Annotated in this window: 32 protein-coding genes; 8 read left to right on the top strand and 24 right to left on the bottom strand. The window is 66.0% G+C overall.

The window, feature by feature from the left end:
- Positions 1–709: 709 nt before the first annotated feature.
- Positions 710–1,648 carry a response regulator gene (locus CFB39_RS33060; RefSeq protein ID WP_089476106.1) on the bottom strand — a complete coding sequence of 313 codons (939 nt, stop codon included), beginning with the start codon at positions 1,646–1,648 and terminating at the stop codon, positions 710–712.
- A 231-nt stretch (positions 1,649–1,879) separates the two neighbouring features.
- Here CFB39_RS33060 and CFB39_RS33055 point away from each other — a divergent pair, with 231 nt between their 5' ends.
- Positions 1,880–2,353 (top strand): thioesterase family protein, encoded by a 474-nt coding sequence (locus CFB39_RS33055; protein ID WP_089476105.1) that lies wholly within the window; start codon positions 1,880–1,882, stop codon positions 2,351–2,353.
- Between the two features lie 13 nt (positions 2,354–2,366).
- Here CFB39_RS33055 and CFB39_RS33050 read toward each other — a convergent pair whose 3' ends face one another.
- The 3 genes from CFB39_RS33050 to CFB39_RS33040 form a co-directional block, all read right to left on the bottom strand.
- Positions 2,367–3,809, bottom strand: coding sequence for a sensor histidine kinase (locus CFB39_RS33050; RefSeq protein ID WP_089476104.1), 1,443 nt, complete (start codon positions 3,807–3,809; stop codon positions 2,367–2,369).
- A gap of 493 nt (positions 3,810–4,302) precedes the next feature.
- The gene (locus CFB39_RS33045; protein WP_006489184.1) at positions 4,303–4,515 is read right to left on the bottom strand and encodes a twin transmembrane helix small protein; all 213 of its coding nucleotides are present in this window, start codon (positions 4,513–4,515) and stop codon (positions 4,303–4,305) included.
- Positions 4,512–4,862: a hypothetical protein gene (locus tag CFB39_RS33040; protein ID WP_089444220.1), complete on the bottom strand. Its 351-nt coding sequence runs from the start codon at positions 4,860–4,862 to the stop codon at positions 4,512–4,514. The genes CFB39_RS33045 and CFB39_RS33040 overlap by 4 nt, the downstream gene beginning before the upstream one ends.
- A 270-nt stretch (positions 4,863–5,132) precedes the next feature.
- Between CFB39_RS33040 and CFB39_RS33035 the strand changes: the two genes are divergently transcribed.
- Both CFB39_RS33035 and CFB39_RS33030 read left to right on the top strand, forming a co-directional pair.
- Positions 5,133–5,891, top strand: a complete 759-nt coding sequence (locus CFB39_RS33035; protein ID WP_089476103.1) for a YoaK family protein — start codon at positions 5,133–5,135, stop codon at positions 5,889–5,891.
- An 87-nt stretch (positions 5,892–5,978) separates the two neighbouring features.
- A complete protein-coding gene (locus CFB39_RS33030) occupies positions 5,979–6,164 on the top strand; it encodes a ribbon-helix-helix protein, CopG family (protein ID WP_021158209.1) in 186 nt (61 codons plus the stop codon).
- Positions 6,165–6,196: 32 nt separating this feature from the next.
- Here the strand turns inward: CFB39_RS33030 and CFB39_RS33025 are convergent, their stop codons facing one another.
- From CFB39_RS33025 to CFB39_RS39800, 3 genes are read right to left on the bottom strand one after another with little or no spacing between them, the layout of a single operon-like run.
- Positions 6,197–7,033 carry a spermidine synthase gene (locus tag CFB39_RS33025; RefSeq protein WP_089476102.1) on the bottom strand — a complete coding sequence of 279 codons (837 nt, stop codon included), beginning with the start codon at positions 7,031–7,033 and terminating at the stop codon, positions 6,197–6,199.
- Positions 7,034–7,076: 43 nt separating this feature from the next.
- Positions 7,077–7,421, bottom strand: coding sequence for a zinc ribbon domain-containing protein YjdM (locus tag CFB39_RS33020; protein ID WP_089476101.1), 345 nt, complete (start codon positions 7,419–7,421; stop codon positions 7,077–7,079).
- Positions 7,418–7,660 carry a hypothetical protein gene (locus CFB39_RS39800; protein WP_144030350.1) on the bottom strand — a complete coding sequence of 81 codons (243 nt, stop codon included), beginning with the start codon at positions 7,658–7,660 and terminating at the stop codon, positions 7,418–7,420. The genes CFB39_RS33020 and CFB39_RS39800 overlap by 4 nt, the downstream gene beginning before the upstream one ends.
- Positions 7,661–7,784: 124 nt before the next feature.
- Between CFB39_RS39800 and CFB39_RS33015 the strand changes: the two genes are divergently transcribed.
- From CFB39_RS33015 to CFB39_RS33005, 3 genes are all read left to right on the top strand, one after another.
- Complete coding sequence (locus CFB39_RS33015) at positions 7,785–8,048, top strand: HPr family phosphocarrier protein (RefSeq protein ID WP_174970737.1); 264 nt, start codon at positions 7,785–7,787, stop codon at positions 8,046–8,048.
- A 63-nt stretch (positions 8,049–8,111) separates the two neighbouring features.
- On the top strand, positions 8,112–8,333 hold the full coding sequence (locus CFB39_RS33010; protein WP_039371644.1) for a hypothetical protein: 222 nt from the start codon (positions 8,112–8,114) through the stop codon (positions 8,331–8,333).
- 408 nt (positions 8,334–8,741) lie between these two features.
- Positions 8,742–9,281, top strand: a complete 540-nt coding sequence (locus tag CFB39_RS33005) for a GNAT family N-acetyltransferase (protein WP_089476100.1) — start codon at positions 8,742–8,744, stop codon at positions 9,279–9,281.
- A 61-nt stretch (positions 9,282–9,342) separates the two neighbouring features.
- On the opposite strand, the gene CFB39_RS33000 is transcribed toward CFB39_RS33005, so the two are convergent.
- From CFB39_RS33000 to CFB39_RS40405, 3 genes are read right to left on the bottom strand one after another with little or no spacing between them, the layout of a single operon-like run.
- Positions 9,343–9,597 carry a hypothetical protein gene (locus tag CFB39_RS33000; RefSeq protein ID WP_226207943.1) on the bottom strand — a complete coding sequence of 85 codons (255 nt, stop codon included), beginning with the start codon at positions 9,595–9,597 and terminating at the stop codon, positions 9,343–9,345.
- 19 nt (positions 9,598–9,616) lie between these two features.
- On the bottom strand, positions 9,617–9,982 hold the full coding sequence (locus tag CFB39_RS32995) for a hypothetical protein (RefSeq protein WP_256991501.1): 366 nt from the start codon (positions 9,980–9,982) through the stop codon (positions 9,617–9,619).
- Positions 9,983–10,011: 29 nt separating this feature from the next.
- Positions 10,012–10,182: a hypothetical protein gene (locus tag CFB39_RS40405; protein WP_175240584.1), complete on the bottom strand. Its 171-nt coding sequence runs from the start codon at positions 10,180–10,182 to the stop codon at positions 10,012–10,014.
- A 435-nt stretch (positions 10,183–10,617) separates the two neighbouring features.
- Here CFB39_RS40405 and CFB39_RS32990 point away from each other — a divergent pair, with 435 nt between their 5' ends.
- Entirely contained in the window at positions 10,618–11,328 is a 711-nt protein-coding gene (locus CFB39_RS32990; RefSeq protein ID WP_089476099.1) for a response regulator, read from the top strand.
- Positions 11,329–11,338: 10 nt separating this feature from the next.
- On the opposite strand, the gene CFB39_RS32985 is transcribed toward CFB39_RS32990, so the two are convergent.
- The 14 genes from CFB39_RS32985 to CFB39_RS32920 form a co-directional block, all read right to left on the bottom strand.
- The gene (locus tag CFB39_RS32985; RefSeq protein ID WP_089476098.1) at positions 11,339–11,821 is read right to left on the bottom strand and encodes a DUF1641 domain-containing protein; all 483 of its coding nucleotides are present in this window, start codon (positions 11,819–11,821) and stop codon (positions 11,339–11,341) included.
- A gap of 220 nt (positions 11,822–12,041) precedes the next feature.
- Complete coding sequence (locus CFB39_RS32980; RefSeq protein WP_179257770.1) at positions 12,042–13,217, bottom strand: YncE family protein; 1,176 nt, start codon at positions 13,215–13,217, stop codon at positions 12,042–12,044.
- Positions 13,218–13,278: 61 nt separating this feature from the next.
- Complete coding sequence (locus tag CFB39_RS32975) at positions 13,279–14,091, bottom strand: creatininase family protein (RefSeq protein ID WP_089429641.1); 813 nt, start codon at positions 14,089–14,091, stop codon at positions 13,279–13,281.
- 231 nt (positions 14,092–14,322) lie between these two features.
- Positions 14,323–14,721 carry a RidA family protein gene (locus CFB39_RS32970; RefSeq protein ID WP_089476097.1) on the bottom strand — a complete coding sequence of 133 codons (399 nt, stop codon included), beginning with the start codon at positions 14,719–14,721 and terminating at the stop codon, positions 14,323–14,325.
- 91 nt (positions 14,722–14,812) lie between these two features.
- Complete coding sequence (gene benD, locus CFB39_RS32965) at positions 14,813–15,583, bottom strand: benzoate diol dehydrogenase BenD (protein ID WP_089476096.1); 771 nt, start codon at positions 15,581–15,583, stop codon at positions 14,813–14,815.
- Positions 15,584–15,585: 2 nt separating this feature from the next.
- Positions 15,586–16,608: a benzoate 1,2-dioxygenase electron transfer component BenC gene (gene benC / locus CFB39_RS32960; RefSeq protein WP_089476095.1), complete on the bottom strand. Its 1,023-nt coding sequence runs from the start codon at positions 16,606–16,608 to the stop codon at positions 15,586–15,588.
- A gap of 45 nt (positions 16,609–16,653) precedes the next feature.
- Complete coding sequence (benB, locus tag CFB39_RS32955) at positions 16,654–17,142, bottom strand: benzoate 1,2-dioxygenase small subunit (RefSeq protein WP_089476094.1); 489 nt, start codon at positions 17,140–17,142, stop codon at positions 16,654–16,656.
- Positions 17,139–18,497, bottom strand: coding sequence for a Rieske 2Fe-2S domain-containing protein (locus CFB39_RS32950; RefSeq protein WP_089476093.1), 1,359 nt, complete (start codon positions 18,495–18,497; stop codon positions 17,139–17,141). Before CFB39_RS32950 ends, benB begins: the two co-directional genes overlap by 4 nt.
- A gap of 121 nt (positions 18,498–18,618) precedes the next feature.
- Positions 18,619–19,563, bottom strand: coding sequence for a catechol 1,2-dioxygenase (gene catA, locus CFB39_RS32945; protein WP_089476092.1), 945 nt, complete (start codon positions 19,561–19,563; stop codon positions 18,619–18,621).
- A 56-nt stretch (positions 19,564–19,619) separates the two neighbouring features.
- Positions 19,620–20,756 (bottom strand): muconate/chloromuconate family cycloisomerase, encoded by a 1,137-nt coding sequence (locus CFB39_RS32940; protein ID WP_089476091.1) that lies wholly within the window; start codon positions 20,754–20,756, stop codon positions 19,620–19,622.
- Positions 20,757–21,322: 566 nt separating this feature from the next.
- Positions 21,323–22,900 carry an indoleacetamide hydrolase gene (iaaH, locus tag CFB39_RS32935; protein WP_144030349.1) on the bottom strand — a complete coding sequence of 526 codons (1,578 nt, stop codon included), beginning with the start codon at positions 22,898–22,900 and terminating at the stop codon, positions 21,323–21,325.
- Positions 22,901–22,907: 7 nt separating this feature from the next.
- Positions 22,908–23,621: a helix-turn-helix transcriptional regulator gene (locus CFB39_RS32930; RefSeq protein WP_089476089.1), complete on the bottom strand. Its 714-nt coding sequence runs from the start codon at positions 23,619–23,621 to the stop codon at positions 22,908–22,910.
- Between the two features lie 303 nt (positions 23,622–23,924).
- Positions 23,925–24,362 (bottom strand): hypothetical protein, encoded by a 438-nt coding sequence (locus CFB39_RS32925; RefSeq protein ID WP_144030348.1) that lies wholly within the window; start codon positions 24,360–24,362, stop codon positions 23,925–23,927.
- Between the two features lie 250 nt (positions 24,363–24,612).
- Positions 24,613–25,515, bottom strand: coding sequence for a LysR family transcriptional regulator (locus CFB39_RS32920; RefSeq protein WP_089476087.1), 903 nt, complete (start codon positions 25,513–25,515; stop codon positions 24,613–24,615).
- A 184-nt stretch (positions 25,516–25,699) separates the two neighbouring features.
- Between CFB39_RS32920 and CFB39_RS32915 the strand changes: the two genes are divergently transcribed.
- Entirely contained in the window at positions 25,700–26,476 is a 777-nt protein-coding gene (locus CFB39_RS32915; protein WP_089476086.1) for an SDR family NAD(P)-dependent oxidoreductase, read from the top strand.
- Positions 26,477–26,489: the final 13 nt, after the last annotated feature.

The raw sequence follows: 26,489 nt of genomic DNA, 5'->3' as shown, positions 1-26,489 counted from the left end.
ACGGCCGATCGCGGCGGCCGTCGCGATTCCGTCGACGGGTCGGGTACGTGCACGGCGCCTTCAGGACATTCGCGTGCTGGGCTCGGCTACGACTCGGATGGCGCGTTCGGACATGCATTCAAGCGCATCGTGGGCTGCTCGCCCCGCGCGTATCGCCATGACTTTGCGAGTGAGTCGGGCGGAGTCGGGCGGATAACAGGCCGTTGAAATACCGCTCGGTCGGATGCGGGTCCGATCCCGCATTTCGCGACGATCACCGCGAGGCTTTCGATTGCAGTTCGATTGCCGCATTCCGACACGTATCAATGGCGTTGGGCGCCTGAGGGCGTCCATTTCAATGCATGACGCGCCCGACGGACGCAATGCGGCAAACGAGCTCAATCGACGCGCCGTGAAAATGCGCTTCAACGCACCAGTCGGAAATTCGCGGATCGTTTGCCGCTGCAGCTTTTGTGAAGTGTGGTGACAATATCAGATCGAGAATCGATCGATATTGAGAGCGCGTGCAGACCGTTGGTCAACGGTCTGCACTGAACGAATGTGCCGTCTATTGGAATAGTGGAAAAGTGGGCGGCCCTCGGAACAAGGTGTGTATTGAAACAAAATCCCGCGCCGCTGATAACTGACAACATTGACAGGGATTGTTCCAGTTTGAGTGGCTACCGAGCCGACGACAGCACCGCCCGTTTGAAAATGAGCGGATGATCCTTTACGCGTGACGCCATTTGGCCAATGTGGGCAGTTCGTGCTCGGTGGCCGGATCATCCAGCCGGATCCAGCTATAAAACGTGCCGTGCCATCCCGGAACGGGCAGCGGGGCCGCACGGCGAATGTCCGCGAGGCCCGGCCGATAGGCCTGAAATGGCCAGAATAGCGGCATGATGCGGCGCGCTTCCATGTCTTGGCGCAATTCGGCCGGTCCGCCCGCGTCGGACACGATATCGCAGTGGAACGCCCAGTCCTCTTCGCTCCAGGCGAGAAATACACTGGGCGCGCCGACGGCATCGAACATCAGCACCGCGTCCTGATTGGGGCGCCAGTAGTATTCGACGATGCCTTCCCGCGCGGCCACCTCATCGATCAGTTTGACGATCCGTGGATCCCGGTAGGTCGCTCCCGCTTCATGCAGGCTGATGTGCCCGCGGGCCGCGCAGCATTTGCGTTTCGCGTCGTCCAGCGCGCTCGCCAGCTTGCGCGCCATCTCGACGTCGGTTTTCTTCAGATAGCAATCGATCAGTCCCGCGTTGAACGCGGCCACCGCCTCGCGCTCGTCGGCGATGCCGGTGAGCAGGATTTTCATGCAGTTCGCGTTGCGGATGGAGGTCAGGAACTGGATGCCGTCGACCTCCGGCATCGAATAGTCGACGACCACCGCGCCCACCGCCTCGAATCGGGCAGGATCGGCGAGCGCATCCTCGCCGATCGCATTCCCGCCGGTTTTCTCCGCACCGAAATAGTCCGCGGCCGTGGGGGGTGTCTCCGCGTCACGCGACGACACGAAGTCGAGCGCGGCCCGGGGGTGGGAAAAAAAGTGGTTCAGGCGTTCGTCCGGAAATGCGCCCCGCAGCGCCTGCAGGAAATCCGGATTGTCGTCGACAAATACCACGGACACGGGGTAAAGCACCGGCTGCCTGACGAAGGGTTGCATAAGGGTCTCGATAAATCAGCAAAAGAAAATGCGGCAACGGAGACGCTTTGCCGCGAATGATTATCGCGGCAATTATCCGGCGAAAGTGCGACGCACATCAACTGCTCTTCATCCGCTAATTCGGCACGTTTCGACTGCACCGCTTCGCGGAATTGCACGGGGAGAATCGGGCCATTCCTTCTCGTTGAAGGAATGCGCCGCTACCGCCAGTAGCGATTCAAGGAGTTATCCATGTTGACGCGAGACGCGATTCTTCACGTCCTTTCCAACGAAACGGCCCATATTTCCGAGAAAACCTTCCACCATGTGGTGGACATTTACCTCAAGGATTCCAATGCCTTCATGAATACCTATTTCGCACGCTATTTCGAGTGGCAGGGCGTGTGCCGTGAACGCTGGTTTCACGAATGCATCCACAACAACCTGATGGGGGCCGGCGGGGCATTCGTGACGAAGCGCGCGCATCAGGAATACGTCCATGAGACGTTTCCGTTCCAACGCGTCGATTGCTTTCTCAATACGTTCGAGGTTCGGCAATGCTCGGCCTATCTGCTGTTCCGCTTCTGCGTGGACGGGCGGCAGGTGTCGCTGGGGTACCAGCAAATCGTGTTTGCCGGTTCCGACAAGCGGATCCGCCGGTTTCCGCCGGGCATCATCGAGCGGGTCAAGGCGTATGAGCTGATCCTGCCGTCCACCGCGAACTGAATGTGAGACCGCCCTACCCGACGCGATAGCGCGGGGGGAGCGCCGGCGGACCGTTCAGTGTCGGGTCCGCCGGCGCGCCGGGCTCCGGCAGCCGGATCGTGAACGTGGTCCGCACGCCGGGAACGGATTCACACGTGATGGTGCCACCGAGCGCTTCACATGCGCGGCGGCAAAAACTCAGGCCCATGCCGGCGCCGCGACCGTGCGACTTGGTCGAGAAAAAGGCGTCGAAGATTTGAGGGAGCACATCAGGGGCGATGCCCGGCCCCGTATCGCTGAAACGCACTACGCAGTAACCGTTGCTGCGATGCGCGTCGATCTCGATCTGCCCACGGCCGTTGGCGTGGATCGCGTACAGCGCGTTTTTCAGCAGATTGAAGATCACGAAGATCACGAGCGAGTCGGAGCCGAAAAACCGGATGTCGGTATCGATCGCGTCGACCGATACGCGGTCCCGCTCACCTGGACGGAACGGAAAGCGATCCACGGCGGCGTCGACACAGGCCCGTATCGGATAGGCCGCGAAGCTGTGGCGATCGAGTCGGTCCAGCGTAAAGGACGCCAGGGACATCTCGACCACCGTGCTCGTGGTGTCGACCTGGCGCCGGATCGACGACGCGAGCGTCGGTAGCCGCTCCAGCTGTCCGGGATACAAACCGTCGGCGCACAACCGGTGCTCCACCGCCAGCCGATACCCGCGCAGCAGCTCCGGCAGGACAGCGCGCAGCTCGTCCGCGTGCAGGCCGATCGCCGCCAGCGGCGTGGCCACTTCGTGCGCGACCGTCGCGGCCAGCAGATAGGGGCCCATCAGGCCATAGCGGACGATCGACGTCGCGAGCATCCCGAGACTGATCGCGATAAACAGCACCCCCACCGGATAGAAGTCGACGCCGTAGTTCACCGCATAGTCGGTCGCCGCGAGCGAGTAGAGGCCCAGGCTGACGAGGCATTGCGTGAGCAACTGCCGGACGTCTCGCGCCCGCCCCTGACGTCTTGCCTCGATCAGGAGCCAACCGCTGCGGCAGACCAGGAGTACCGTCTGCGCGACGTGCAACGGATGCAGCGGGCCCGCCTTGGGATACGGGCCAAAGAAATGCGGGCGGAATCCATCGACGACCGCATTGCTCGTGACCAGCAGCACGGCCAGCAGGACGCTGAGTCCGTAGGACGCGAATATGATCGGCCGCTCGTCCCGACGCGACACGATCTCCGTCACGAAATGATAGAAGGTCGTCGGCAGAAAAAGGATGAACAGATAGCCGGCCTTGACCAGCACGTTGGCGACGTCCGCGTCGGTCGTCTGGAACAGGAAGGCCCACGTTCCCTGCCAGACGAAGGTCGTCGCGCACATCAGGGCGAACGGGACGGATACCCGCGTGAGCCCCTTGGTGGCCAGCACGTAGAGGCCAAACCCGAGAAACAACGCAGATACGAACGCAGGCAAGATCGAGTACATATGCGTGAATCCACCATGTTTACGGGTCGCGCACCACTGAACCGTCCTGGCCGGTGCCGTTCGCGAGAGTAGCACGCCGCGCTCGGCGAGCGAGCGCGGCGGCTTTGTCCATGGGGCCTCTGCGCATCACAACTGTTGCGCGCGCGGTGCCGTGTGCCGGGTAGCGTTGACCAGAATGAAATTGTCGCGGTTTGCGAAGCAAGGTTGTCACCTCGCCGTTCAACGTTGGCCGGAAGGTGCGAAGGTCTCGTGAATTCATGAGGCTGCACGTCGCGAATTCAGGTTTGTCACTGGCCGTGGTGTTGCGAAGACCCGTGTCAACGCCCCTGCGCTGCCGTTGCCGCACGGGCAGTCTCTGTCGCGCGTCGTGCGAACCCTGATTTTTGATCACACAACTCCATCATCACGATAAGTTTTCTTATCACAATAGCTCGATTGGAGACCCGAACTCGCATTTGCGCAAACGCCCCGCATGCAACGGGGCGTTCGCCTTTCAGCGCCCGATCGGCAGCCCGGTCGGCTCGATCCAGCCCAGCTTGTAAGCGATCAGCAACGACAGGAACAGCGTGACCGACAGCCCGACGCGTGCCGCGAGCGACCAAGCCATCCGCTTGGACTTGCCGCGATCGTGATTCATGAAATACAGCGCGAAGATCAGGCTTGCGATGATCATCGCGAATGCCACGGAAACCAGCAGAGTTTTCATTGGTGATGCCCTTGAAGATCGGAATCGGCCTGAATCAGTTCGGCCAGTTTGTGCCGCTCGTCGGCGAGCGCGCCGACGCCCGACGCCGGCCAGTCCAGCGCGACGCCATTGCCCAGCGAATCGCGCACGAGCGCCTGGTAGCGCCGGTCGTTGATCCGGCCGTGGTCCATCGTTTCCGAGATCTCGCGCCGGAACGGCAGCGGGAAACTCGCGTACGCGCGCGACAGCGCCGCATATTGTCTCGCATCGATCTCTTTCGACGATGGTATGACAGTCCAGATCACCACAGCCACGATGGCCGTGAACGGGATCGCCGTATAGCGAAGAATGAACTTGATCGGGGTCATGAAGCGGTGGGCAGAAGTGATCGCGAAGGCGGGCGGCGCGGCCGTGCGGCAGCGAAGCCGCAGTCGGGCCGCTGTCAGGCCGCGCCGGATGACATTGTACTGAAAGCCCTATTCGACTAACAGAGTATGATAATGGCATTATCATGTTCATCACATGATTCGAGAGACCCGGCACCTGTGCGCAGGCGGCGTGCCCGCCCTGTCGTCCGGTGCCGGTCGTCACGTCCGTGCCCGCGATTCGCGGCGATTGAGCGAAGCCCCTGAGCCCCTATGCCAGCGCAGTACTTTCGAAACCTGACGGGAAAACACCGCAGCGCGACCGCGAACCGTCAGCTCGGGTTTTCACTGGCGTTCGTCGCCGGCGCGGCCAATGCCGGCGGCTTCCTCGCGGTCAAGCAATACACGTCGCACATGAGCGGCATCGTGTCGGCGATCGCCGACCAGACGGCGCTCGGCGACGTGCGGCTCGCGCTGGCCGGCATCAGCTCGCTGGGGTCGTTCCTGATCGGCGCCAGTTGCTCGGCGATCCTCGTCAACTGGGGCCGCCGTCGCGGCCTGCACAGCCAGTTCATGCTGCCGCTGCTGGTCGAGGCCGCGCTGCTGCTCCTGTTCGGGCTGCTCGGCAGCCACCTCGCGCTGTGGGAAACCTTCTTCGTGCCGGTGACCGTGACGCTGCTGTGCTTCATCATGGGATTGCAGAACGCGACGATCACGAAGCTCTCGGGCGCGGAGATCCGCACGACGCACATGACCGGCATCGTGACCGACCTCGGCATCGAGCTCGGGAAGCTGTTCTACTGGAACCGGTCGGCGGTCGATGTCGACGCGCATGCGGTGGTCGCCAACCGCTCGAAACTGCGGATTCACGCGACGATGCTCGCGTCGTTCTTCATCGGCGGCCTGGCCGGCGCGATCGGCTTCAAGCACGTCGGCTACGTATCGACCGTGCCGCTTGCCGCGGTACTCGTCACGCTCGCGATCGTGCCGGTGATCGACGACCTGCTCGCGTTGCTCCGCAGCAGGCGCTGATCGCGCACCGGGAGTGCGCTTTCGGCGGTGGCGCCGAAGGCGGATCGATTATAATTTGATTAACATACCGACCACCCTCGCCCCGCAATGGAAACGAAAACCGCCCGCCTGACCGTCCTGATCGACCCCGCGAAAAAGGAAGCCTTCGAGATGCTCTGCGCGGAGCAGGATCTCACGCCGTCGCAAGTCGTGCGGCAACTGATCCGCGAGTATCTCGACCGCCACGGCGTAACGTACAAGACCAAGAGCGCGCTCGGCAAGCGCGTGAAGTAAAGACGGCCGTACAGGCCGCGCCTGCCTGCAGGCTACGCGCCGATTTCCCATCGCCCGTGCGGCTGCGCACGCATCACCAGCCGCTGCGGGTCGACGCTCTCCCCGGCCTTCATCCGCCTCGCCGTGGCCGCCAGCTTGAGCTCGCCGGCCCGCGCACACGCAAGGGCGCGTTCGAGCAGGATCCGCAGCGACGGCAGCCGGCTGCCCCCCTTCCATGCGAACGCGATGAAGTTGTTGTCGTCGCCGCACGGCGCCAGCGTATACGACGCACCGAACACCGATCGCAACTGCTCGAGATGCTCGGGCAGCGCGGGATCGTCGTCCATGAAGTTGATTGCCAGCACGCCGTTTTCGCTCAGGCGAGCGTGACAGGCGGCGAGGAATGCGGCGCCCGTACAGCGGCCCCGCATGCCGTCGGCGACGAACGCGTCGTGCAGGATCACGTCCGTCCGGACATCCGCCCTGTCCAGATGATCCGCGCCGTCGGCGCACACCACCGTGAACCGGCCGTCATCAACGGGAATCCTGAAAACGTCACGCAGCGCGATCACGTCCGGGTTGATCTCGACCGCGTCGATCGTCGCGCCGGGCAAGTGCCGGTAGCAGTACTTCGCCAGCGAACCGCCGCCGAGCCCGAGCATGCAGATGTGCGCGGGCTCGGGCTGCAGCAGCAGAAAGCCCATCATCACACGCGTATAGCCGAGCTCGAGCCGGCCCGGATCCCGGAGCGACATGAAGCTCTGCGTGCCGAAATGGTCGAAGTGCAGCGAAAGCGCGTGCTGCGTCTCCAGCACGAACGGCCGGCCGTCGTTCAGCGGCGTCGCCAGGAACCTGACGAACGCGTCGTAGGAAATTCGATCCTCGGCCATGAACGGGCAGTCAGTTACTGACGGTCGATTGGAGCGTGCGCGCTCAGACTTTCTTCAGGTAGCAGGCCTTCAGCATGAAGCCACCCATGTCGGTCTTGCAGTCGACCTCGTGATCGCCGCCGACGAGCCGGATGCTCTTGACCTTGGTGCCCATCTTAAGCGTGATCGACGAGCCCTTCACGCGCAAATCCTTGATCAGCACGACCGAGTCGCCATCCGACAGCACGTTGCCGTTGGCGTCCTTGACGACGTCGCCCGCCGGTTCGTCGCCCGTGTCGGCGCCGGCGCCGGCCGACCATTCATGGCCGCAGTCCGCGCATACGGTCAGCGTGCCGTCCGGGTAAGTGTTTTCCATCGCGCATTGCGGGCAGGCGGGGGCGGCGTTCATTGCGGCTTCCATTCAGGGGGAGTTGAGTCGTCGATAAAAAGGCCGGGCGCGCTGGCAGCGTCGCCCGGCCCGCGTGAAGGCACGCGCCGACGGGTCGGCGAGCCGCCTTCGGCGCACACGACATTATAATGCAATACACATATCTTGGCTGCTGTATTATAATAGGCGTTTTCGCGCCGTTCGCCGGATTTGCGGCCCGTTTCACCGAGAATGCCGGCACATCCGCGCAGGATATGCATGCCCCGGCAGCGCTGCCGGCGTTCCGGAGTCGTGCGGAACAGCGCGTTTCTCGCCTGCCTGGCGCACCGCCGGCCCGGCGCCGCACACCGATCCCGACGTTCCGTCCAGAGGCTCTCCGACATCGTGGCAACCGTTGTGTTCGTTGAAATCGGCCCCGCGTGGAACCGCAACCGCGGCCACGCCGCACGAGCAGCCGCCGCCGACGCGGCGCGCGGCTTCGAAAGCGACATCCTGCTGATCGCGAACGGGATCAGCAGCGATGCGAAGGACAGCGCCGCCGTCGCGGCGCTGCAGGTGCACGGCGGCACGTCCGCACAGGTGCTGGCCACCGGCCCCGACGAGGAGGCAGCCCTGCAGGCGCTGCTGCCCGTGCTGCAAGCGCGCTGACCGGCGCGCCACCCGATGTCACGGCATCCCGCCCACCCCGAATCCCCTTTTCACGAGGAAGCGATGAGCGACAACTTCACGTCCAACACCCCGAACCTGTCGGCCTCCGCCATCTGGGCGCTCGAACGCCTCGCCGATGTCCGCTACGGGCGCGACGCACCGGCGCTCGGCTGGTCGATCGCGAGCGAACTCGTCAGCGCGGGCTTCGTCAGCCATCCCGCACACGGCCGCTCGGGCGCCTCGATCACGGCCGAAGGCCGGACCTTCCTGAAGAACCGGAAGTAGACCGCCTGCGGCCGCGAATCGGATTGCCCCTCCGAGCGTCATGTCGAGTGACGGCGGCACATCGGAAGGGCTGCGCGCCGCATGAAAGTCCGACTATCGCGCGGGAAGCCGATGGAATTGCGCCCGCTTCCCGTGCGACGTCGTCGATGCGGCGGCACCACCTCCGGCCGGCCGCACCGCAGCCCGTCCGTGCAAAGGGTTTTGCTATCATTCCGGCTCCCTGTCTTGCCGAATTGGATATGCCCGCTCGCAGCGGGCCGCCGTCGCCTGCCGTCAATCGCACGTCGTCGCTCGCCGAGGTACATCGCCGGCCGATCTGCCTGCCGGTGCGTGAACGGAACCCAACCAGCGCGGCATCGACATGCTGACGGCCTGACCGTCCCATGCCCCTCCTCTCCGGAAGCCACGATGCCGCCTGTCTCCTCCCCGCCCGTTCTCGATACGCCGCGTCTCATCCTCGAAGGCCATCCGCTCGGCGACTTCGAGGCGCTCGCCATGATGTGGGCCGAGCCGAATGTCGTCGAGCACATCTTCAACGGCAAGCCGTCCGCGCCGCGCGACTCGTGGATGCGCATGCTCGCGTATCGCGGGCTGTGGCCGCTGCTCGGCTATGGGTACTGGGCGATTCGCGAGAAGGCGTCGGGCCGCTATGTCGGCGATCTGGGCTTCGCCGATTTCCACCGGCTCATCGAGCCGTCGATTCGCGGCGTGCCGGAAGCCGGCTGGGCCCTTGCGACGTGGGCGCACGGCAAGGGTTACGCGACCGAGGCGCTCTCGGCCGCGCTGGCATGGCTCGACGGGCAACAGCGGTTCGAGCGCAGCGTGTGCCTGATCGCGCCGACCAACGTCGCGTCGATCCGCGTGGCGGAAAAGGCGGGTTATGGGGAGCCGGTGCAGATCCGGTTCAACGATACCGACTCATTGCTGTTTTCGCGCGCGCGCCGCTAGGTTGCCGGCGGACGGGTGACGCGGGCGGGCCGTACGGACGGCACCGGCGCGCCCTCGCCGCTCACTCCACGACCGGTTCATACAGGCTCGTAAAGAGCCCGTTGTCCATCGGCCAGCAGTTGCCGCAATCATCGCGCAAGATCCAGTCACCCGACTTCACCGAACGCCAGCCTTCCGGTGTGGCGATCGCGCGTCCGCCTTCACGGGTCTCCACCCGATCGTGGTCGCCATCCGCGAACCACCGTGTTGCATCGACATAACTGATGCGTTTTCGAAATCGCATACCGCCACCGAAATGTTGAGACCTGACCGGCATGTTCAAGGACCTGTCCGTGTCAATGCGTGTACGGCGCGAAGCGCCGTGAAATGGCTGAGCGCCACGAAGGGGATCGGGCGGCCATGGCATCCGCCCCGGGCGACGGCGGCTGGGTCGCCAGCCGGGTTGCGTGCAACGCCTTCCGGCTCTCCGCGACGCGTGCCTCCAGCGTTTCCCGTGCGGTGATCGAGATCCGGATATCGATCTCCCGCATTCTCCGGATCGCCGCGTGAACCTCGTCGGGTTGATCGGGTGATAGCGCCGTCAAGAACGCCGAACGTGTTTCTGCTGCCCGGACGGCCTCGCTCCAGTCGGCGTGGGCGACCGCGACTTCGATCGCGTTCGTGAGTGAATCGAGACTCCGGATGATTTGAAGCGGCGTCATTTCGCATTCCTATCAGCGCATCGTGCCGGTCAGACGTTTGCCGCCTGGAAGGCGGGGTGACGTCGACATTGATTCGCGCGCGTCGGGCACCGGCAGTGCCGCGCCGAACGGACGCACCACGCGAGCAATGGCACGCTGTCGGTCACCGCCATCGCATTGGCATTCCCTTCGGCGGCCAGCCGGTAGCCGGTGTGCGTCATGCTCGCCACCGAGTCGCCACGATTGTAAGGACCTGTCCGTTGCCCGTTTCGTAATATTTTGTAATGATATGTCGAGCAATCTTTACCGGCTTGCGGGCCCAGGCGGGCGTGCTTTTCACGCGCCATTTTTCCGCAAACGTTTTCGTGCGAACGACACCGCGTCCGCCGTCCCTGCCGGCCTTTAACCGGATTCCACGCCTGACCTTATCGTCCAACCATCGCCCCGTTCCGCGACGACACGACTCCACCCCTTCGCCCCATTTGCGTGGCTGCCCGGGCCGGGTGATTCGCGTGCGCACCGGGCGGTCGAGCGATGCAGATTTCGCCACATTCCACCGGATTGTTTGGACGTATCATGCGCGTCTCTTCAGTCACCCCATGGTCGGACTGGGCTTGAACGCTCGCCACTTTCCCGTTTCACCCCCTCGTTTAGCGATGCCCATCCGAATCCTGCTCGTCGAAGACGACGTCCCATTGTCCGCACTGATCGCAGACTATCTGCGCACGCATCAGTACGAGGTGGACCGCCTGTTCGACGGCACCGACGCCGTCGCCACGATCGTCGCGCGTCACCCCGACCTGGTGCTGCTCGACATCAACCTGCCGGGCAAGGACGGCTTCGAGATTTGTCGCGACGCACGCACGCAGTACGACGGCATCGTCATCATGATGACGGCTCGCGACGAACAGTTCGACGAGTTGCTCGGCCTGGAATTCGGCGCGGACGACTTTCTCCATAAGCCGATCGAGCCGCGCATCCTGCTCGCGCGGATCAAGGCCCACCTGCGACGGGTGCGCATGCGCCCGGACGATGTCGAGCCGGCATCGCCTCATCGTTTCGAGTTCGGCAAGTTTTCGATCGACCGGGCCGATCGCAAGGTTCGTCTTCCCGACGGCAGCGCACCCCGCCTGACGTCGACCGAGTTCGACCTGCTGTGGGCGCTCGTCTGCCGCGCCGGCGAGGTGGTCAGCCGAAAAGACCTGACGCTGCTGCTGCGCGGCATCGAGTTCGACGGCTTCGACCGCTCGATCGACGGCCGCATTTCGAAGCTGCGCCGCAAGCTGCGTGACGACCTGACGGAACCGAAGCGAATCAAGACGATTCGCGGCAAGGGCTATCAGTTCAGCAAGCACGCGTGGGACTGACGCGCTGCGCTCAGGTGCCCGTCGTCTTCTCGCCGGGCGCGGTAACGGGCGTCTCCGGGGCGCGCGCCAGCCCTTGCGCGAACACCTTCAACCCTTCGAGCAACGGCGTCAGCGCGTCCCACAGCGCTTCGTCGTGCAGCAGTCGGTAGACGCCGCGCACGCCCGGTGCGACATGCTCGTGCTGTTCCGGCCGCCACGCGCCGACGTGATGCAGCGCGTCGGCGGCCGCGAACACGGCCTTGCCGAACTGTTCGGGCGGAATGCGCGACAGCGCCATCAACAGCACCGCGAGATTCTGCATGCCGCTCTGCATGCCCGGCTTGTCGAGCGCATCGACGAACGTGTCGGCCAGCCGCGCGTTCGCGCTGACGACCTCGGTCGCCAAATGCAGGAATCCATGCCGGTGCAGGCTGCCGAGCAAATGTTCGAGCGCATCGTGCGCGCTGGGCTCCGGGTGCGGAGGCGTCGTTTCGGGGGACTGACGTTCGGTCATCGGCTTTCTCCGGTTGGGACGCCACGTGGCCGCCGCGACGGCGGCCACGCGCGCCGGTTGCGTGTCGTTCGTCTGACGCCGCCCGCCCGGCGGCAGGCCGGGCAGGTGCGCGAACCGCGCGCCGCTTGCGCCGCGGCGGTTGCGTGCGCGGGTTTCATCGGCGAGCCATGCGGCCCGCGTGTCGAACGGCCGGGCCGGTACGCGCTGACCGGCCGCCGCCCTACCGCATGTTTCCCGTATGGCCCAGCGAATAGCGGCCCGGTTGCGGCCACACCGTCAGGCCGTGCGGCTCCATGCCGACGGGAATCGACCGGACCGCGCCGCTCGTGGTGTCGATCGCGTAGACGACGTCATCGAAACGGCCCGACAGCCACAGCGTGGTGCCGTCCGCGCTGACGTTGCCCATGTCGGGGCTGCCGCCGCCGGGAATCGGCCAGGTCGCGACCACCTGGCGGGTCGCGAAATCGAGCACCGAGACGCTGCCCTTGCCGTGACGCGGCCCATGGACGCGATTGGAGCCGCGATTCGCGATATAGAGCTTCGTGCCGTCGCGGCTCGGGTACAGGCCGTGCGTCCCGACGCCGGTCGGGATGAAGCCGATCTTCGTGAAGGCGTCGCCATCGATGACGTAGACCCCGTCCGCCATCATGTCGGCGACATAGAACACCTTGCCGTCGGGCGACACGCGGATGTCCTGCGGCATTCCTTTCCGGTCGAGCTCGAGATAGCCGACCACCTTGCGGTTCACGAAATCGATCTTGGCCAGCTTGCCGCCGAACTCGCACGTGAAGAGCGCATACCGGCCGTCGATCGAGAAGTCGGCGTGGTTGATGCCCTTGCAGTGCGGCACATCGAGGCTCGATTTCAGCGCCATCGTTTTCGGGTCGCGGAAGTCGAGCCGCGCATGCGCTTCGGCTACCACGATCGCGTCCCGGCCGTCGGGCGTGAAATACATGTTGTACGGATCGTCGACGCTCACCGGCTGGCCGGGCTTGCCCGTCTTCGGGTCGATCGGCGTCAGGCTGCCGTCGGTTCGCCCTTCCGCATTGTTCGCGACCCACAGCGTCTGCAGGTCCCATGCCGGCACGACGTGCTGCGGACTGCGGCCAACGGCGAACCGGTCGACGACCTGGTACGTGGCCGGATCGATCACGTAGACGTCGTTCGATCTCAGGTTCGGCACGTAGATGCGCGGCAACGCGCCCGCTACCGCCGCGCTCATGCGGCCGGCCTGCGCCTCGCTGTACAGGTTGTCGGGATGGAGGACGGGCGGCATGCCGGGTACGGTCGCGACGGCGGCCGCCGCGATCGCCCCGCGGGCACCGACGGCCAGCGCCGCCACGATGACGATCGCGGGACGTGAGAAGCGAAGATGACGGCGAAAGCGCGGTTGCATGACGATGTCCCGGTTCGATTGAAGGGAACGACGACAAAGGTAGCGCGATGGCGCGGCCGCGTCAGCGGCCGGCGATGTCCTTTCTGATCGCATCGACGGTGCGCGACACGATGGCGTCGGTGCCCAGCCGGCCGAGTTCGACACTCGCATGACGCGGATCGCCGCCGTAGACGCCGTCGACGGCGCCCGGCTTCGCGGCGTTGCGCAGCTGGTCGACCCTGACCATGCGGGGCTCGACCGCCAGCAGCAGCGCCGTGTCGGCCAGCCCCGCATGCGTGCCGATCTCCGCGCCCGGCACGCCGTGCTCGCGCAGGATCTGGTCATAACCGTCGGAGCTGGTGCCGTAGTACGCGGCCGGCACGAACGCGCGCGCCCCCGTGCCGGCCCACGACTTGTTGAGCCGGGCGACGGATTGCTTGATGTCGTTCTGGTAGCCGCCGTGGTCGCCGAGGAACACGATGTTGGTGAAGCCATGGACGCGGAAGCTGTTGGCCGCGGATTCGAGCGTCTTTTCGAAGACGTCGTCGGGCACGGTGATCGTGCCCGGGAAGCGCATGTGCGACGTCGGCGGCGCATAGCCGCCCTCGGGCACATAGGCGATGACGGGTGCGACGATCGCGTTGCCGAGCCCTTCCGCGATCCGCTCGGACAGCACCCTGACCCGCGCGTTGTGCTTGCCGAGCGCGACGTACGGGCCGCTTTGCTCGGTCCCGCCGATCGGAATCAGGATCGTGGTCTTGCCGGCCCGGATGCTGTCGCGCAGTTCGGTCCAGGTCATGTCTTCGAGTTGCACCGTGCCCGGCGCCTGGGCGAGCACGGCTTGCGCGACGGTGACAGCGAGGGCGGCGAGGATGGCGCGTGGCAGGCATTTCATCGCGGATTCCCGGCGTAAGGAAAGAAACGACGCGGCGTTCCCTCGCACCATAAACGAACTCGCGCGACTTGTCGCTGACCGACGCATGACGCTTCACGCCGCAGGTAAAAAGAAAGGATTTCGTCAGGATGCCGGCTTGCGTCGCCGAGCCTGTCGCTCCCGGTCAGCACGCGACGAGCCGATTCGAGGCGCGGACCAAGGCACCACGCACCCGCTCCTCATCAGCGCCCATCACGCCGGCAACACGGCCACCGCCTTGATCTCGACGATATAGCCGGGCGCGCCGCCCAGCATGTGCGCACCGACCGCCGTCCACGCCGGCTTCGGGTGCGCCGCGAGGTAGCGGTCGCGCACCTGCATGAACAACGGCAGGTCGCGCATGTCGGTATGGAAGGTCGTCAGGTCGACCACGTCGTTGAACGATGCGCCTGCCGCCTCCAGCACAAGCTTCAGATTCTCGAACGCCTGCACGATCTGCGCTTCACGGCCCTCGACGAGCTGCATCGCCGCATCGCGGCCGATCTGGCCGGATACGTACAGCGTATCGCCGACCTTCAGGCCCGGTGCGTAGCCGATTTTCTCGTACACCGCTTCCATGCCCGACGGAACGATGGCTTTGCGATCACGCATGAGGGTCTCCGTGGCCGGCGTCTTCGCACCGGCCGGTGGGTTGTCGATGAACACGGGTTGAACACGTGCAGGCGGCGCCACGACACATCGCTCAACCCGTATCGCCGCCCGCGACCGGCAGCACCGTGCCGGTGATGTAGCTCGCCTCGTCGGACGCGAGGAACAGGATCGGCGCGATCTGCTCGTCGAGGCTGCCGTAGCGCTTGAAGAACGTCGACTCCGTCACCTGGCGCACCGCCTCGCCCATCCATGCCTGTTCCTGCTCGCTGTCGCCGGCCGCGTTGCGCGGCACGCGGCGCGGCGGCGCGCTGGTGCCGCCCGGCGCGGTCGCCACGACCCGGATGTTGTGCTCCGCGTATTCCATCGCGAGCGCCGCCGTCAGCGCATTGACGCCGCCCTTCGCCGCCGAGTACGGCACGCGGCGGATGCCGCGCGTCGCGTTCGACGAGATGTTGACGATCGTGCCGCCGCCGCGCGCGAGCAGGTGCGGCAGCACCGCGTGGCACGTATAGAGCGTCGGCATCAGCGAACGGCGGATTTCCGCATCGATCTGCGCGGGCTCGAATTCGGCGAACGGGCGCATGCGAATCGCGCCGCCGACGCCGTTGATCAGGATGTCGATGCCGCCGAACGTCTGCGCGGCATGTGCGATCGCCGCATGCGCACCGTCGTAGGTTTCGAGATCGGCGACGAAGCCGGCCGTCTCGCCACCGGTCGCTTCGGCCACGACGTCGGCGACGAAATCCGCGCGATCGACGAACAGCACCCTGCCGCCTTCGGCCGCCGCGCGCAGCGCGACGCCACGGCCGATGCCCTGCGCGGCGCCCGTGACGACGATGACCTTGCCAGAGAATCGTTGCATGATCACGCCGCCTTTGCCGTGACGTTGGGGGTGAACTTCTCGTAGTGGAAGCTGTTCGGCTTCACGCCTTCGTCGTCGAAATACTGGCGCACCGCGTCGACCATCGGCGGCGGCCCGCACAGATACACGTCGACGTCGCCGTCGTTCAGCGCCTCGGCCGGGATGTGCTGCGTGACCCAGCCCTTGCGCGGATGGCTCGACGCGGCGTCCGCGACGACCGTCGCGAAGCTGAAGTTCGGCAGTTTCGCCGCGTAGGCTTCGATCGCGTCGACCAGCACGAGGTCGAGCTCGCGCGTCACGCCGTAGATCAGATGCACCTTCTGCTGCGACCCGGCACGCGCGAGCACCTCGAGCATCGACAGGAACGGCGCCAGCCCCGTGCCGCCCGCGAGGAACAGCAGCGGCCGCTGCACGTCGCGCAGGTAGAAGCTGCCGAGCGGCCCGTGCAGTTCCAGCGTGTCGCCGGGCTGCGCCGATTCGAGCCACGTGCTCATCACGCCGCCGGGGATCTTCTTGATCAGGAAGCTGACCTTCGCATCGGCCGGCGCAGAAGAGAACGAGTAGGACCGGTGCTGCCCGCTCGCGGGCACGTCGATGTTCACGTACTGGCCCGGCAGGAACACGGGCGCGGCCGCGCCGACGTCCAGTTCGAGCACGACGGCCGCGTCGTTGTGCTGCTCGACCTTCGTCACCGTGGCGGCGAAGCTGCTCTGGCCGGTCTTGCACGCGACCGACGACGTCGGCACCGCGATCACGCAATCGCTTTGCGGCACCATCTGGCAGGTCAGCACGAGGCCGCCGTCCTTTTCGTCTTCGGTGAGCGCGTCGTCGATGTAATCGTCGCCGAGGTCGTAGCTGCCGCTTTCGGCGCGGCACTTGCAGGTGCCGCACACGCCGTCGGAGCAATCCATCGGCAGGTTGATCTTCGCGCGGAAGGCCGCGTCGAGTACCTTCTCGCCGGCCTTGCAGTCGATGAAGCGGGTTACCCCGTCCTCGAAGTTCAGTGCAATCTTGTAGCTGGACATGGCGTCGCCTCCACTTCCTTGTCTTTGATGACGAAACAACGGGCGTCAGACGTGATAGACGTCGAGCACCTGCCGGATGTAGTCGTTCTTCAGCACGATCTTCTTGTACGCGATCAGCAGTTCGTCGCCCACCTGGCGCAACGTGACGAACATCGTGCCGAAGAAGTGATCGGTCACGCGGTAGCGGTGGTTCAGCGTGTGAAAGTTGTAGCGCACGTCCACCTCGCCGTCGCGTTCGGCCAGCACCTCGACGTTCGTCACGTTGTGGCTGGTGCGCGGCTCGGGCGTCGATGCGCCGCTGCGCTCGGTCTTGATCCGGAACACGCGATCCTCGAGGCCGCCGCGGTCCGGGTAGTACATCAGCGAGATCTGGCTCTGGTGATCGTCGGTCGGCCGATCGTCGTCGTCCCATGCGGGCATCCAGTACGTGACGTCCTCCGTGTAACAGGTCAGCCACGCGTCCCACTGGCGATCGTCGAGCAGGCGCGCTTCGCGATACAGCGCCGCGCAAATGGTCCGGTAATCGAAGCTCATGCTGCCACCTCCCCGCGTTCCTTCTTCAGCGCATCGCGCATCACGTGCACCCAGTGTTCGTGCTGGCACACGAACAGCCCTTCGTCCTCGCTGCGCTCGCCGGAAATGCGCGGGTTCAGCCCCATCTTCCTCGCGTTCTCGTCGGGCCCGTCGATCCACAACGGCGCACCGCGCGACAGGTCGTTCCACATCGCCGTGATGCCCGCGTAACCGGCCTGGCATGCGCGGAATTCCTCGAGGTCGTCGGCGGTGCCCATGCCCGTCACGTTGAAGAAATCCTCGTACTGGCGGATCCGGATCGTGCGGTCGGCCTCGCTCTCGCCCTTCGGCGCGAAGCAGAAGATCGTGACTTCGGTCTTGTCGACGCCGAGCGGCCGCACCACGCGGATCTGCGTGCTGAACTGGTCCATCAGGAACACGTTCGGGTACACGCACAGGTTGCGGGTCTGGTTGACGATGAAGTCGGCCTGCACGTCGCCGACGCGCGCCTTGATCTCGTCACGGTGCTGGTACACCGGCCGCACTTCCGGGTTCATCGTCTGCGTCCACAGCAGGATGTGGCCGTTGTCGAAGCCGTACACGCCCGCGACCGACTTGCTCCAGCTGTTCGCATCGACGGCCTTGGTGCCGTCTTCCTTGCGGCGGCCCATCGTCGCCGCGTAGTTCCAGTGCACGGTGCTGACGTGGTAGCCGTCGCAGCCGTTCTCCATCTGCATCTTCCAGTTGCCTTCGTAGATGTAGGACGAGTTGCCGCGCAGCACCTCGAGCCCGTTCGGCGCCTGGTCGATGATCTGGTCGATGATCACGCGCGCTTCGCCGAGGTAGTCCTCGAGCGGCAGCACGTCGGCGCTGAGGCTGCCGAACAGGAAGCCGCGGTAGTTCGCGAAGCGTGCGACCTTCTTCAGGTCGTGCGAGCCGTGCGTGTTGAACTGCACCGGATACTCGGTCGTCTTCTCGTCCTTCACCTTCAGCAGCTTGCCGGTGTTCGAGAAGGTCCAGCCGTGGAACGGACACGTGAAGCTGCCCTTGTTGCCGTGCTTGCGGCGACACAGCATCGCGCCCTTGTGGGCACAGGCGTTGATCACCGCGTGCAGCTCGCCGGTCTTGTCGCGCGTGATCACGATCGGCTGGCGGCCGATCCACGTCGTGTAGTAGTCGTTGTTGGCCGGGATCTGGCTTTCGTGCGCCAGATACACCCAGTTGCCTTCGAAGATGTGCTTCATCTCGAGCTCGTACAGCTCGGCGTTCGTGAAGATGTCACGGCGGCAGCGGAATACGCCGGCCTCCTTGTCGTCCTGGACGGCGGTGGCGAGCAGGTGATCCAGGTCGGTGGCTTGGTCGATCGTGGCGGACATGTTGGCTCCTCCCATGCGCGTGCCGCGTCCTGCAAGCACGCTCGCATCGGTAATCGGTTGAATCTCGCGGGTACCCGGCCGGCGGCGGCGTATCGGCGCCGCGCCGGCGGGCGGTTGGCGCTTACGCCGTCGCGGCTGCGCGCGGGCGGTGGACGATCTGGTTGTCCTTGCCCTGCACCCGCGGCGTCAGGACGAAGTTGAACTCGATGTCCTGGTACGCATCGGCCTTCATGCCGAGCGCCGTGCCGCCGGTCTTCGCGACCACGGGCGGGATCAGCTCCTCGCGCGTCGCATACGCGAAGTCATCCCAGATCAGCGGATCGCCGTCGATGTTGAACTGCGTCGTCAGCTTGCGGTGGTCGGGGCTGTCGACGAAGAAGTGCACGTGCGCCGGGCGGTTGCCGTGGCGGCCGAGGCCGTTCAGCAGTTGCTGCGTCGCGCCCTGCGGCGGGCAGCCGTAGCCGACCGGCATCAGCGTGCGGAATTCGTACTTGCCGTCGGCGCCCGTTCTTACCGCGCCGCGCAGGTTGAACTCGCTCTGCTTGCCGGTCGGGTCGAAGTGCGAATAAAAGCCGTGCGAGTTCGCGTGCCAGCATTCGACCAGCGCGCCCGCGACCGGCTTGCCGTCGAGGCCGGTGACCGTGCCGTGGATCACGAGCGGGCCCGCGCCGTCGTCTTCGTCGAGGTCGATCTTCGACACGCCGTCGCGCACCGGTGCGCCGGCCACATACAGCGGCCCTTCGATCGTGCGCGGCGTGCCGCCGTCGAGGCCGGCCGCCTTGTCCGCGGCATCCATCCGGATGTCGAGATACTTCTCGAGGCCGAGGCCGGCCGCGAGCAGCGCCGCTTCGCCGTCCTGGCCGAGCTTGTTCAGGTAGTTCACGCCGGCCCACACTTCGTCGGGCGTGATGTCGAGATCGTCGATCGCCTTGAACAGGTCGCCGAGCAGCCGCAGCACGACCTGCTGCGTGCGCGCGTTGCCGCCGTTCGTGCCGTTCGCGCCCGCGTTCGACGCGGCCTTCAGCAGATCCTGCACTTCCCGGGACTCGAAAACTTTGACGCTCATGATGGTGTCTCCACGTGTATTGGGGGGAATGACGGCCGTTGACTGGCTCGGGTTATCTATCGCGCGACTTTCGTCAGCCCGTCGCGGGTGAAACGCCTGACCTTGTCCTCGTCGAGTTCGATGCCGAGGCCAGGGCCGTCCGGCACGGTCAGTTCGAAGTCGCTGTAATCGAGCGGCTGCGTCAGGATCTCTTCGGTGATCAGCAGCGGCCCGAACAGTTCGGTGCCCCACTGCAGGTTCGCGACACTCGCGAACAGGTGCGCGGACGCCACCGTGCTGAACGCGCCTTCGAGCATCGTGCCGCCGTACAGCTCGATGCCGGCCGCATCCGCGATCGCGGCGACGCGCTGCGCGGCGAACAGGCCGCCGCTTTGCTCGATCTTGATCGCGAACACGTCGGCGCCGTGGTGCTTCGCGATCTCGAACGCGCTATCGGGGCCCTGCAGGATTTCATCGGCCATCAGCGCGACCGGGAAGCGGCGCATCAGGCGCGCCAGCGCCGCGGCCGAGGCCACCGGCTGCTCGACCAGTTCGCAGCCGGCATCGGCCAGCGCCGGAATCGCGCGCGCGGCCTGCGTTTCGCTCCACGCCATGTTCACGTCGACACGCACCGCCGCGCGATCGCCGACGGCCCGCTTGATCTCGGCCACGTGGCGGATATCCGTTTCCGGCGACTTCGCGCCGATCTTCAGCTTGAACACGTTGTGGCGGCGCTGGTCGAGCATCCGTTCGGCTTCGGCGATGTCGGTGGCCGTGTTACCCGATGCGAGCGTCCATGCGACCGGCAGGCGGTCACGGCGGCGGCCGCCGAGCAGTTCGCTCACCGGCACGCCGAGCCGCTTGCCGTGCGCGTCGAGCAGCGCGGTTTCGAGCGCGCTCTTCGCGAAGTGATTGACCTTCGCGAGCTTGCCGACGAACGCCATCAGCGTCTGGATGCGCGTCGCGTCCTTGCCGATGATCGCCGGCGCGAGATACGTGTCGATCGCGAGCTTCATCGCCTCGGGGCTTTCCGGGCCGTACGCCATGCCGGCGATCGTCGTGCCTTCGCCGAGGCCCGTCACGCCGTCGCTGCAGCACACCTTCACGAGCATCAGCGTCTGGCCATGCATCGTGGCCACCGACAGCTTGTGCGGGCGGATCGTCGGCAGGTCGACGAGGCGGGTTTCGATGCGTTCGATGGTGACGGAGGACATGGGGCACGCCGTGTGGGTGAAGTTCTTGAGGCGATTTATACGTCTCGGCCGGATTGAGCGTCCAATACTTTTAGGCGGTCATTTCAATACCTGACAGGTATTGAAATTCGCGGATATTCGGTTGATTTAGCTTGTCACCATACCCTCAATGACAGGCAATATGGCTGGGGAGCCGCGCTGGATCGAGAGGAGCGGTCAACCGGGAGGCGGACGGCCGGAGACGCGAAAGGGATCGGCCGGCATGCGCGCGGCGACGCAAAAAAGCGGCCTCGGCAGGCCGCTGTCAGGGTTTTCCTGATGCTTCGCTCGGGGGGCTCGTGGCCAGATTTCTCGATATGCGCGGTTGGCGGCCGGCTTCGCGTGCGTTGGTTCGAGCGGTTGTCGGGTCAAGACGCTGCGGCGCCGGCGGGATTCACGTCAGCGGTGCTTGTGCATCGGATCGGGCGTGCGAAGGGCTCGGCGTCAGGGCAGTCCGCTTCACGCGAATGCTCGCTGGCTTCGTCGCGAGCCTCACCGGCTCCGGCAATTCAACCGCCGCACCGCCCCCGGGGCGCGGCGGCAACGCATCACGACTCCCCATCGACACCCGCGTCCCCACCCAACCTGCCCTCCACCCCGAATCCATCATCCGGCGCCGGTAGCCGCCCGAGCACCCGCTCGACTTCCAGCGCGACCGCGATGAGTTCGCGATCGGTGCCGGCCGCCCCATCCAGTGCGAGGCCGACGGGCAGCCCGGCCGCCGTGAGGCCGGCCGGGACGGTCATGCCCGGTACGCCGGCATTGCTGCCCGGCTCGGTATTCCGGATGTAAGTCGCGAACACCGAAGCGGGCTGCCCGTTAAGCATCATCACGTCGCCCGCCGGGATCGGGCAGGCGGTGGCGATCGTGGTCGGAAACACCAGCGCGTCGGCGCCGCTGTCGGCGAGGCACTGCCGATACGCGGCACGCGACCGCGTACGCCGGTCGAGCGCGGTGCGGTACGCCGCTTCGCCGATCCCGTCGGGGCCGGTGATATGGCGGGCGATCTTCGCGACGTCCGGGCTCCCCACGTTCGCGACGATGTCGTCGACCGACAGGTCGTAGCCGTTCTCGACCAGATACGCGTGCATCGACGAACGGAACTCATACATCGCGATGGTGGCCGGCTCATCGTCGAAAAAACCCGGATAGTCGTCCAGGTCGATATCGACGCACTCGAATCCCGCCTGCGCCAACTTCGCCACCGCGGCATTCGCCACCCTTTCGACGTCCGGCGCGAGGCCGCGCCAGAACGTGGTGCGCGGGACCGCCAGGCGCAGGGGGCGTGTCGTGCCACGGGTCGGCAGCGACATGGGCGCGTGGGCGCCGGTGCCGGACAGAATCGCGTCGAGCAGCGCGATGTCCTCGACCGACCGCGCGATCGGGCCGACGGTGTCGCGCGTGCGCGAAATCGGCGCCACGCCGCCCGACGGGTAGCGCCCCACCGTCGGGCGAAGGCCGACGGCACCGCACAGCGCCGCCGGAATCCGGACCGAGCCGCCGGTGTCCGTCCCGAGCGCGGCGGGCACCACGCCCGCGCCGACCAGCGCGCCCGAGCCGCTGCTGCTGCCGCCCGGAATCCGGTTGAAGTCATAGGGATTGCGTACCGTGCCCGTCACGCGGTTGTTGCCGGACACACCGAGCGCCAGTTCGTGCAGGTTGGCCTTGCCCGCGATCAGCGCCCCTTGCGCCAGCAGCCGCGCGACGACCGGCGCATGCTGCGGCGGCACGCGGTTGTGCAGCGCCAGCGTGCCGTTGCCGGTCGGCAGGCACGCGGTGTCGATGTTGTCCTTGATCGCGATCGGCAGGCCCAGCAGCGCGTGCGGGGTGGACGACGTCGCGAGGTCGCGGTCGCAGCGGGCCGCTTCGGCGAGCAGCCGCGCATCGTCGACGCACGTGAAGCCGTTCAGGTAGCGCCAGCGAGCGTGCCGCTCGATCATGGCGTACGCGTATTCGACGCAGGAAAACTCACGGCGCAGGATCGCGTGCCGGGCTTCGGTGAGCGTCAGGGTTCCCAGGGTGGGCATCGTCGTCGTTCCTCGTAACGGGGGATCGTCACAAGGTAGGGCGCGCCGATTTTGACGCCCATCATCACAATGGATGACCCTTGGCCGACGGCCGTGCAACCCGCCGTTACGCCAGCGCGGCCGCCAGGCTCGCGCGGTTGGCGACGCCCTTCTTCGCCATCACGCGCCGCAGGTGCGTGCGGACCGTCGGCACCCCGATGCCGAGCGTGCGCGCGACGTCCTTGTCGGTATAACCGGCGGCAACCAGCCGCGCGACGTCGCTCTCGCGCTCGGTCAGCCCCGTACACGCATGGCGCCGCCGCAGCAGCGCGCGCCGGAAAAACGGCTCGATGCCGTTCAGCAGCAGCTTGTCGCGTTCGGTGAAATCGGGCCGCCCTTGCGCTCGCCAGATGCGCAGGTCGCCCACATGGGTCGCGCCGTCGAACGCGTAGACGTTGATGCCGTGGTGCATGCCGTCGCGGTACAGGAAATCGGTGTAGAACTCGGTCTGTTCAAGCTCGCGCCGGCTCACCACCTCGTCGACGCAGGTCGCCACGCGGCGCGCGCGCAGTGGCGGCGTGACCGGATCGATATGCTGGAACCACGCTTCGTACCGGGCGATCTGCAACGGATCGAGGTTGTACGCGAAGCCGTTGCGCCACAGGCCGGTGTGTTCGTCGCAATCGAACGACGCGGCGAAATCGGCGCGGAGCAGCTGCGTGATCGCGGGCAGCACGACCGTCCTCACGTCGACGACCGGCCCCAGTTCTTCCAGGCGGGCGACGGTGTCGCCGAACAGCCGGAGTTCCTCCGGGGTGATATCGGACGCGGAAAGGTTCATGACGGACGGTTCCTCGGCAAGCCGGTGGAGAACACCTGCATCGAGCGCTTCGACGGGGGGTGTCGCGGCGAAGGCCGCACGGGCACGGGTGCGTCGCGATGCGCCATGTTACCCGGCGGATCGACGTACGGCGGATCGCGTATTGACTGCGGCGCCGAGCGGGCTCATGGTTCGCGCGGCCCTTCGACACCTGGGCGACTCGCAGGAAGCACGAGGCAAAACGGCCGTTTTCCCGAGGGAACAACGGCCGGGCCACTGCGGTGCGCCGAGCCGCTGCGTCATGGCACCAACGCGAAGGCCCGGTCAAAGGCCGGCAGCCCCCACCGACGCCTGCCATTGCGCGGCCACGCCGGCGTAATCCCGGACCTTGAACGCGGAGCCATCCTTGACGTGGACCCAGCCGAGCGTGCGCTCGGCGAGCGGCTTGTCGTGGTCGTCCGTCGCGATCTTGACGATCGCCTGCGCACGCACATGGACGAAACCGTCCGGATAGTCGGACGACGGGTTCGCCAGCGTCACCGTCACGAACGGCCCGAGATCCTGCAGCAGTTGAGCGGCCGGCGGATTGTCGGCCATCAGCAACGAACCGCCCTTCACGCGGTCGTCCACGCGAATGGCCGTGCCGCCCGGCCGCCGCTGCGCAGCGGTCGGCTGCGACATCCACAGCACGTGATCCGGGTTGAGATAGACCACATCGGGGTCGCCCATCGCGTCGCGGGTTTCAATCCGGGGTATCGGCATGCAGAGTCTCCAGTCGAATAGCGAGCACCGGGTGCCGGTGCATCGGCATCCATGATGATGCCGCAATATGTCGGCTTGCCGCGTGCACGGCGGCGAATGGCGAATGGCGCGACCACGCCGGGCTGGATGGCCGCCCGCTACGCTCGTTACTCGCACGTGACTGTTTCGCCGGTGCGCCGACGTCGTCGAGCGGTGGTTGACACCGCTTCGCGCCAACACGACGACGCGATCCGCAGCCCGGCCACACTGCCTACCCTCGCCACGTCGCGTCCGCCAGCTTCGCCACCAGCTCGTCGTACACCACGCGGATGCGCCGGGGCATCGGCCCGCGCCGCGGCCGATAGACGTGCAGCTTCCACGGCTCGGGTTCGAGGCCGGGCAGCAGCCGCACGAGGCGCCCGTTGTCGACGTACGGCCGGACGAGGTATTCCGAGCACTGCCCCAGCCCCACCCCCGCACAGATGGCCTCGATCTCCACCTCGGTATCGTCGGTCAGATACGCCGGCGACGACGGGACGAACTGGTGCTCCCCCCGAAACATCCACGGCCACGCGCGGCCGCTCGCGCGATCGATCAGGCACGTGACCGGCATCGATTCGAGTTCCTTGCGATTTTTGGGCTCACCCAGCCGCCGGATCAGCGACGACGCGCCGACGATCCACATCGGCAGCGGCCCGACCATGCGCGCGACGAAGCGGTTGTCGCCGATCGCCCCGACACGCACACCGATGTCGATCTGCTCGTCGACCACCGGCGACGGCACGTCCGACAGCCGCAAGTCGGGCACGAGCCCCGGATACCGCTGCATGAGATCGCTCAGGATCGGCTGCACGTAACGACGCCCCATGCCCGACGGCGCCGTGATCCGCACGACGCCCACCGGCTCGTCGGCCTGGCCCGTCGCGGGCCCGAACAGCCCGTCGACGGCCGCCAGCGCCGTCTGCGCATCACGGGCGAACGACTGCCCGAACGCGGTGATCCGGATGCTCCGCGTCGTCCGGTGAAACAGCGTTTCGCCGAGCATCTCCTCCAGTTCGCGCACCGCGCGCGTCACGACCTGCGGCGACACGCCCAGGCGCGCCGCCGCCTCGCGGAACGTGGGTGCCGCGGCGGCCGCGGAAAAGATCTTCAGGATGTCGAGTCGGTTGAGCATGGAGAACCCTCGTGGCACGCGCATGCGGCAGCGCTTTTCATTCCCGAAACGGGAATTCTGAATGCGCCATTGTTCCATTTTTTTACGACCGGCGAGCGACCACAATGCCCTTCAAGCGTGGATCGCAACCGATTCAACTCAGCCCCATGCGCCGCTTTCATCCCTCACTCTGGAGAATCTCATCATGAACGCAACCACGAAACCGACCCAACTCGACGGCCGCATCGCCGTGGTCACGGGCGCCAGCTCCGGCATTGGCCGCGCGTCCGCGATCGAACTCGCGCGGCGCGGCGCCAAGGTCGTCGTCTCCGCGCGGCGCAAGGCCGAGCTCGATCGACTGGTCGATGAAATCGTGACCGCCGGCGGCGAAGCGAAGGCCTTCGTCGCGGATGTCGCGAACGAAGACGATCTGCGCAAGCTGTTCAATTTCGCAGTAGAAACCTACGGACGCCTCGACATCGCGCTCAACAACGCCGGCACGGAAGGCGTGTTCGCGCCGCTGCTCGAGCAGGATGCCGAGCGGTTCGACAAGGTGTTCGAACCGAACGTGCGCGGCGTGTTCAACTCGATGAAGTACGCCGCTGAAATCATGCTGCGGCAGGGTTCGGGCAGCATCATCAACAACGCATCGATGGGCGGGCTGATCGGCTTCGAGAATGCGTCGGTGTATATCGCGAGCAAGCACGCGGTGATCGGGATGACGAAGACCGCGTCGATCGAATGGTTCAAACGCGGCGTGCGCGTGAACGCACTGTGCCCGGGGCTGATCGAAACGCCGTTCCATCATCGCGGCATCTGGCCGTCGGAAGAAGCGCAACAGGCATTCGCCGCATCGACACCGGCAGGACGCTGGGGCTCCGCCGAGGAGATGGCGACGATCGTCGCGTTCCTCGCGTCGGACGATTCCAGCTATGTGTCGGGGCATGCGCTCGTGGCGGACGGCGGTTACTCGGTGGCATGACGGGCAACGCGCG

The organism is Burkholderia sp. AU6039, from assembly GCF_002223365.1.
GTDB lineage: Bacteria > Pseudomonadota > Gammaproteobacteria > Burkholderiales > Burkholderiaceae > Burkholderia.
This window is presented reverse-complemented; position numbering and strand designations above follow the sequence as displayed.

Coding starts and splice junctions, on each gene's coding strand:
- catA (WP_089476092.1), bottom strand. CDS start 19,563: ATGAGCGTCAAAGTTTTCGAGTCCCGGGAAGTGCAGGATCTGCTGAAG.
- CFB39_RS32925 (WP_144030348.1), bottom strand. CDS start 24,362: ATGCCGATACCCCGGATTGAAACCCGCGACGCGATGGGCGACCCCGAT.
- CFB39_RS32990 (WP_089476099.1), top strand. CDS start 10,618: ATGCCCATCCGAATCCTGCTCGTCGAAGACGACGTCCCATTGTCCGCA.
- benC (WP_089476095.1), bottom strand. CDS start 16,608: ATGTCCAGCTACAAGATTGCACTGAACTTCGAGGACGGGGTAACCCGC.
- CFB39_RS33025 (WP_089476102.1), bottom strand. CDS start 7,033: ATGGCCGAGGATCGAATTTCCTACGACGCGTTCGTCAGGTTCCTGGCG.
- CFB39_RS39800 (WP_144030350.1), bottom strand. CDS start 7,660: ATGCATATCCTGCGCGGATGTGCCGGCATTCTCGGTGAAACGGGCCGC.
- CFB39_RS32950 (WP_089476093.1), bottom strand. CDS start 18,497: ATGTCCGCCACGATCGACCAAGCCACCGACCTGGATCACCTGCTCGCC.
- CFB39_RS32915 (WP_089476086.1), top strand. CDS start 25,700: ATGAACGCAACCACGAAACCGACCCAACTCGACGGCCGCATCGCCGTG.
- CFB39_RS32920 (WP_089476087.1), bottom strand. CDS start 25,515: ATGCTCAACCGACTCGACATCCTGAAGATCTTTTCCGCGGCCGCCGCG.
- CFB39_RS33030 (WP_021158209.1), top strand. CDS start 5,979: ATGGAAACGAAAACCGCCCGCCTGACCGTCCTGATCGACCCCGCGAAA.
- CFB39_RS32995 (WP_256991501.1), bottom strand. CDS start 9,982: ATGACGCCGCTTCAAATCATCCGGAGTCTCGATTCACTCACGAACGCG.
- CFB39_RS32930 (WP_089476089.1), bottom strand. CDS start 23,621: ATGAACCTTTCCGCGTCCGATATCACCCCGGAGGAACTCCGGCTGTTC.
- CFB39_RS32985 (WP_089476098.1), bottom strand. CDS start 11,821: ATGACCGAACGTCAGTCCCCCGAAACGACGCCTCCGCACCCGGAGCCC.
- CFB39_RS33005 (WP_089476100.1), top strand. CDS start 8,742: ATGCCGCCTGTCTCCTCCCCGCCCGTTCTCGATACGCCGCGTCTCATC.
- CFB39_RS33000 (WP_226207943.1), bottom strand. CDS start 9,597: ATGCCGGTCAGGTCTCAACATTTCGGTGGCGGTATGCGATTTCGAAAA.
- CFB39_RS40405 (WP_175240584.1), bottom strand. CDS start 10,182: ATGACGCACACCGGCTACCGGCTGGCCGCCGAAGGGAATGCCAATGCG.
- CFB39_RS32940 (WP_089476091.1), bottom strand. CDS start 20,756: ATGTCCTCCGTCACCATCGAACGCATCGAAACCCGCCTCGTCGACCTG.
- CFB39_RS33020 (WP_089476101.1), bottom strand. CDS start 7,421: ATGAACGCCGCCCCCGCCTGCCCGCAATGCGCGATGGAAAACACTTAC.
- CFB39_RS33040 (WP_089444220.1), bottom strand. CDS start 4,862: ATGACCCCGATCAAGTTCATTCTTCGCTATACGGCGATCCCGTTCACG.
- CFB39_RS32970 (WP_089476097.1), bottom strand. CDS start 14,721: ATGCGTGATCGCAAAGCCATCGTTCCGTCGGGCATGGAAGCGGTGTAC.
- CFB39_RS32975 (WP_089429641.1), bottom strand. CDS start 14,091: ATGAAATGCCTGCCACGCGCCATCCTCGCCGCCCTCGCTGTCACCGTC.
- CFB39_RS33010 (WP_039371644.1), top strand. CDS start 8,112: ATGAGCGACAACTTCACGTCCAACACCCCGAACCTGTCGGCCTCCGCC.
- benB (WP_089476094.1), bottom strand. CDS start 17,142: ATGAGCTTCGATTACCGGACCATTTGCGCGGCGCTGTATCGCGAAGCG.
- CFB39_RS33045 (WP_006489184.1), bottom strand. CDS start 4,515: ATGAAAACTCTGCTGGTTTCCGTGGCATTCGCGATGATCATCGCAAGC.
- CFB39_RS33055 (WP_089476105.1), top strand. CDS start 1,880: ATGTTGACGCGAGACGCGATTCTTCACGTCCTTTCCAACGAAACGGCC.
- CFB39_RS32980 (WP_179257770.1), bottom strand. CDS start 13,217: ATGCAACCGCGCTTTCGCCGTCATCTTCGCTTCTCACGTCCCGCGATC.
- CFB39_RS33060 (WP_089476106.1), bottom strand. CDS start 1,648: ATGCAACCCTTCGTCAGGCAGCCGGTGCTTTACCCCGTGTCCGTGGTA.
- CFB39_RS33035 (WP_089476103.1), top strand. CDS start 5,133: ATGCCAGCGCAGTACTTTCGAAACCTGACGGGAAAACACCGCAGCGCG.
- CFB39_RS33050 (WP_089476104.1), bottom strand. CDS start 3,809: ATGTACTCGATCTTGCCTGCGTTCGTATCTGCGTTGTTTCTCGGGTTT.
- benD (WP_089476096.1), bottom strand. CDS start 15,583: ATGCAACGATTCTCTGGCAAGGTCATCGTCGTCACGGGCGCCGCGCAG.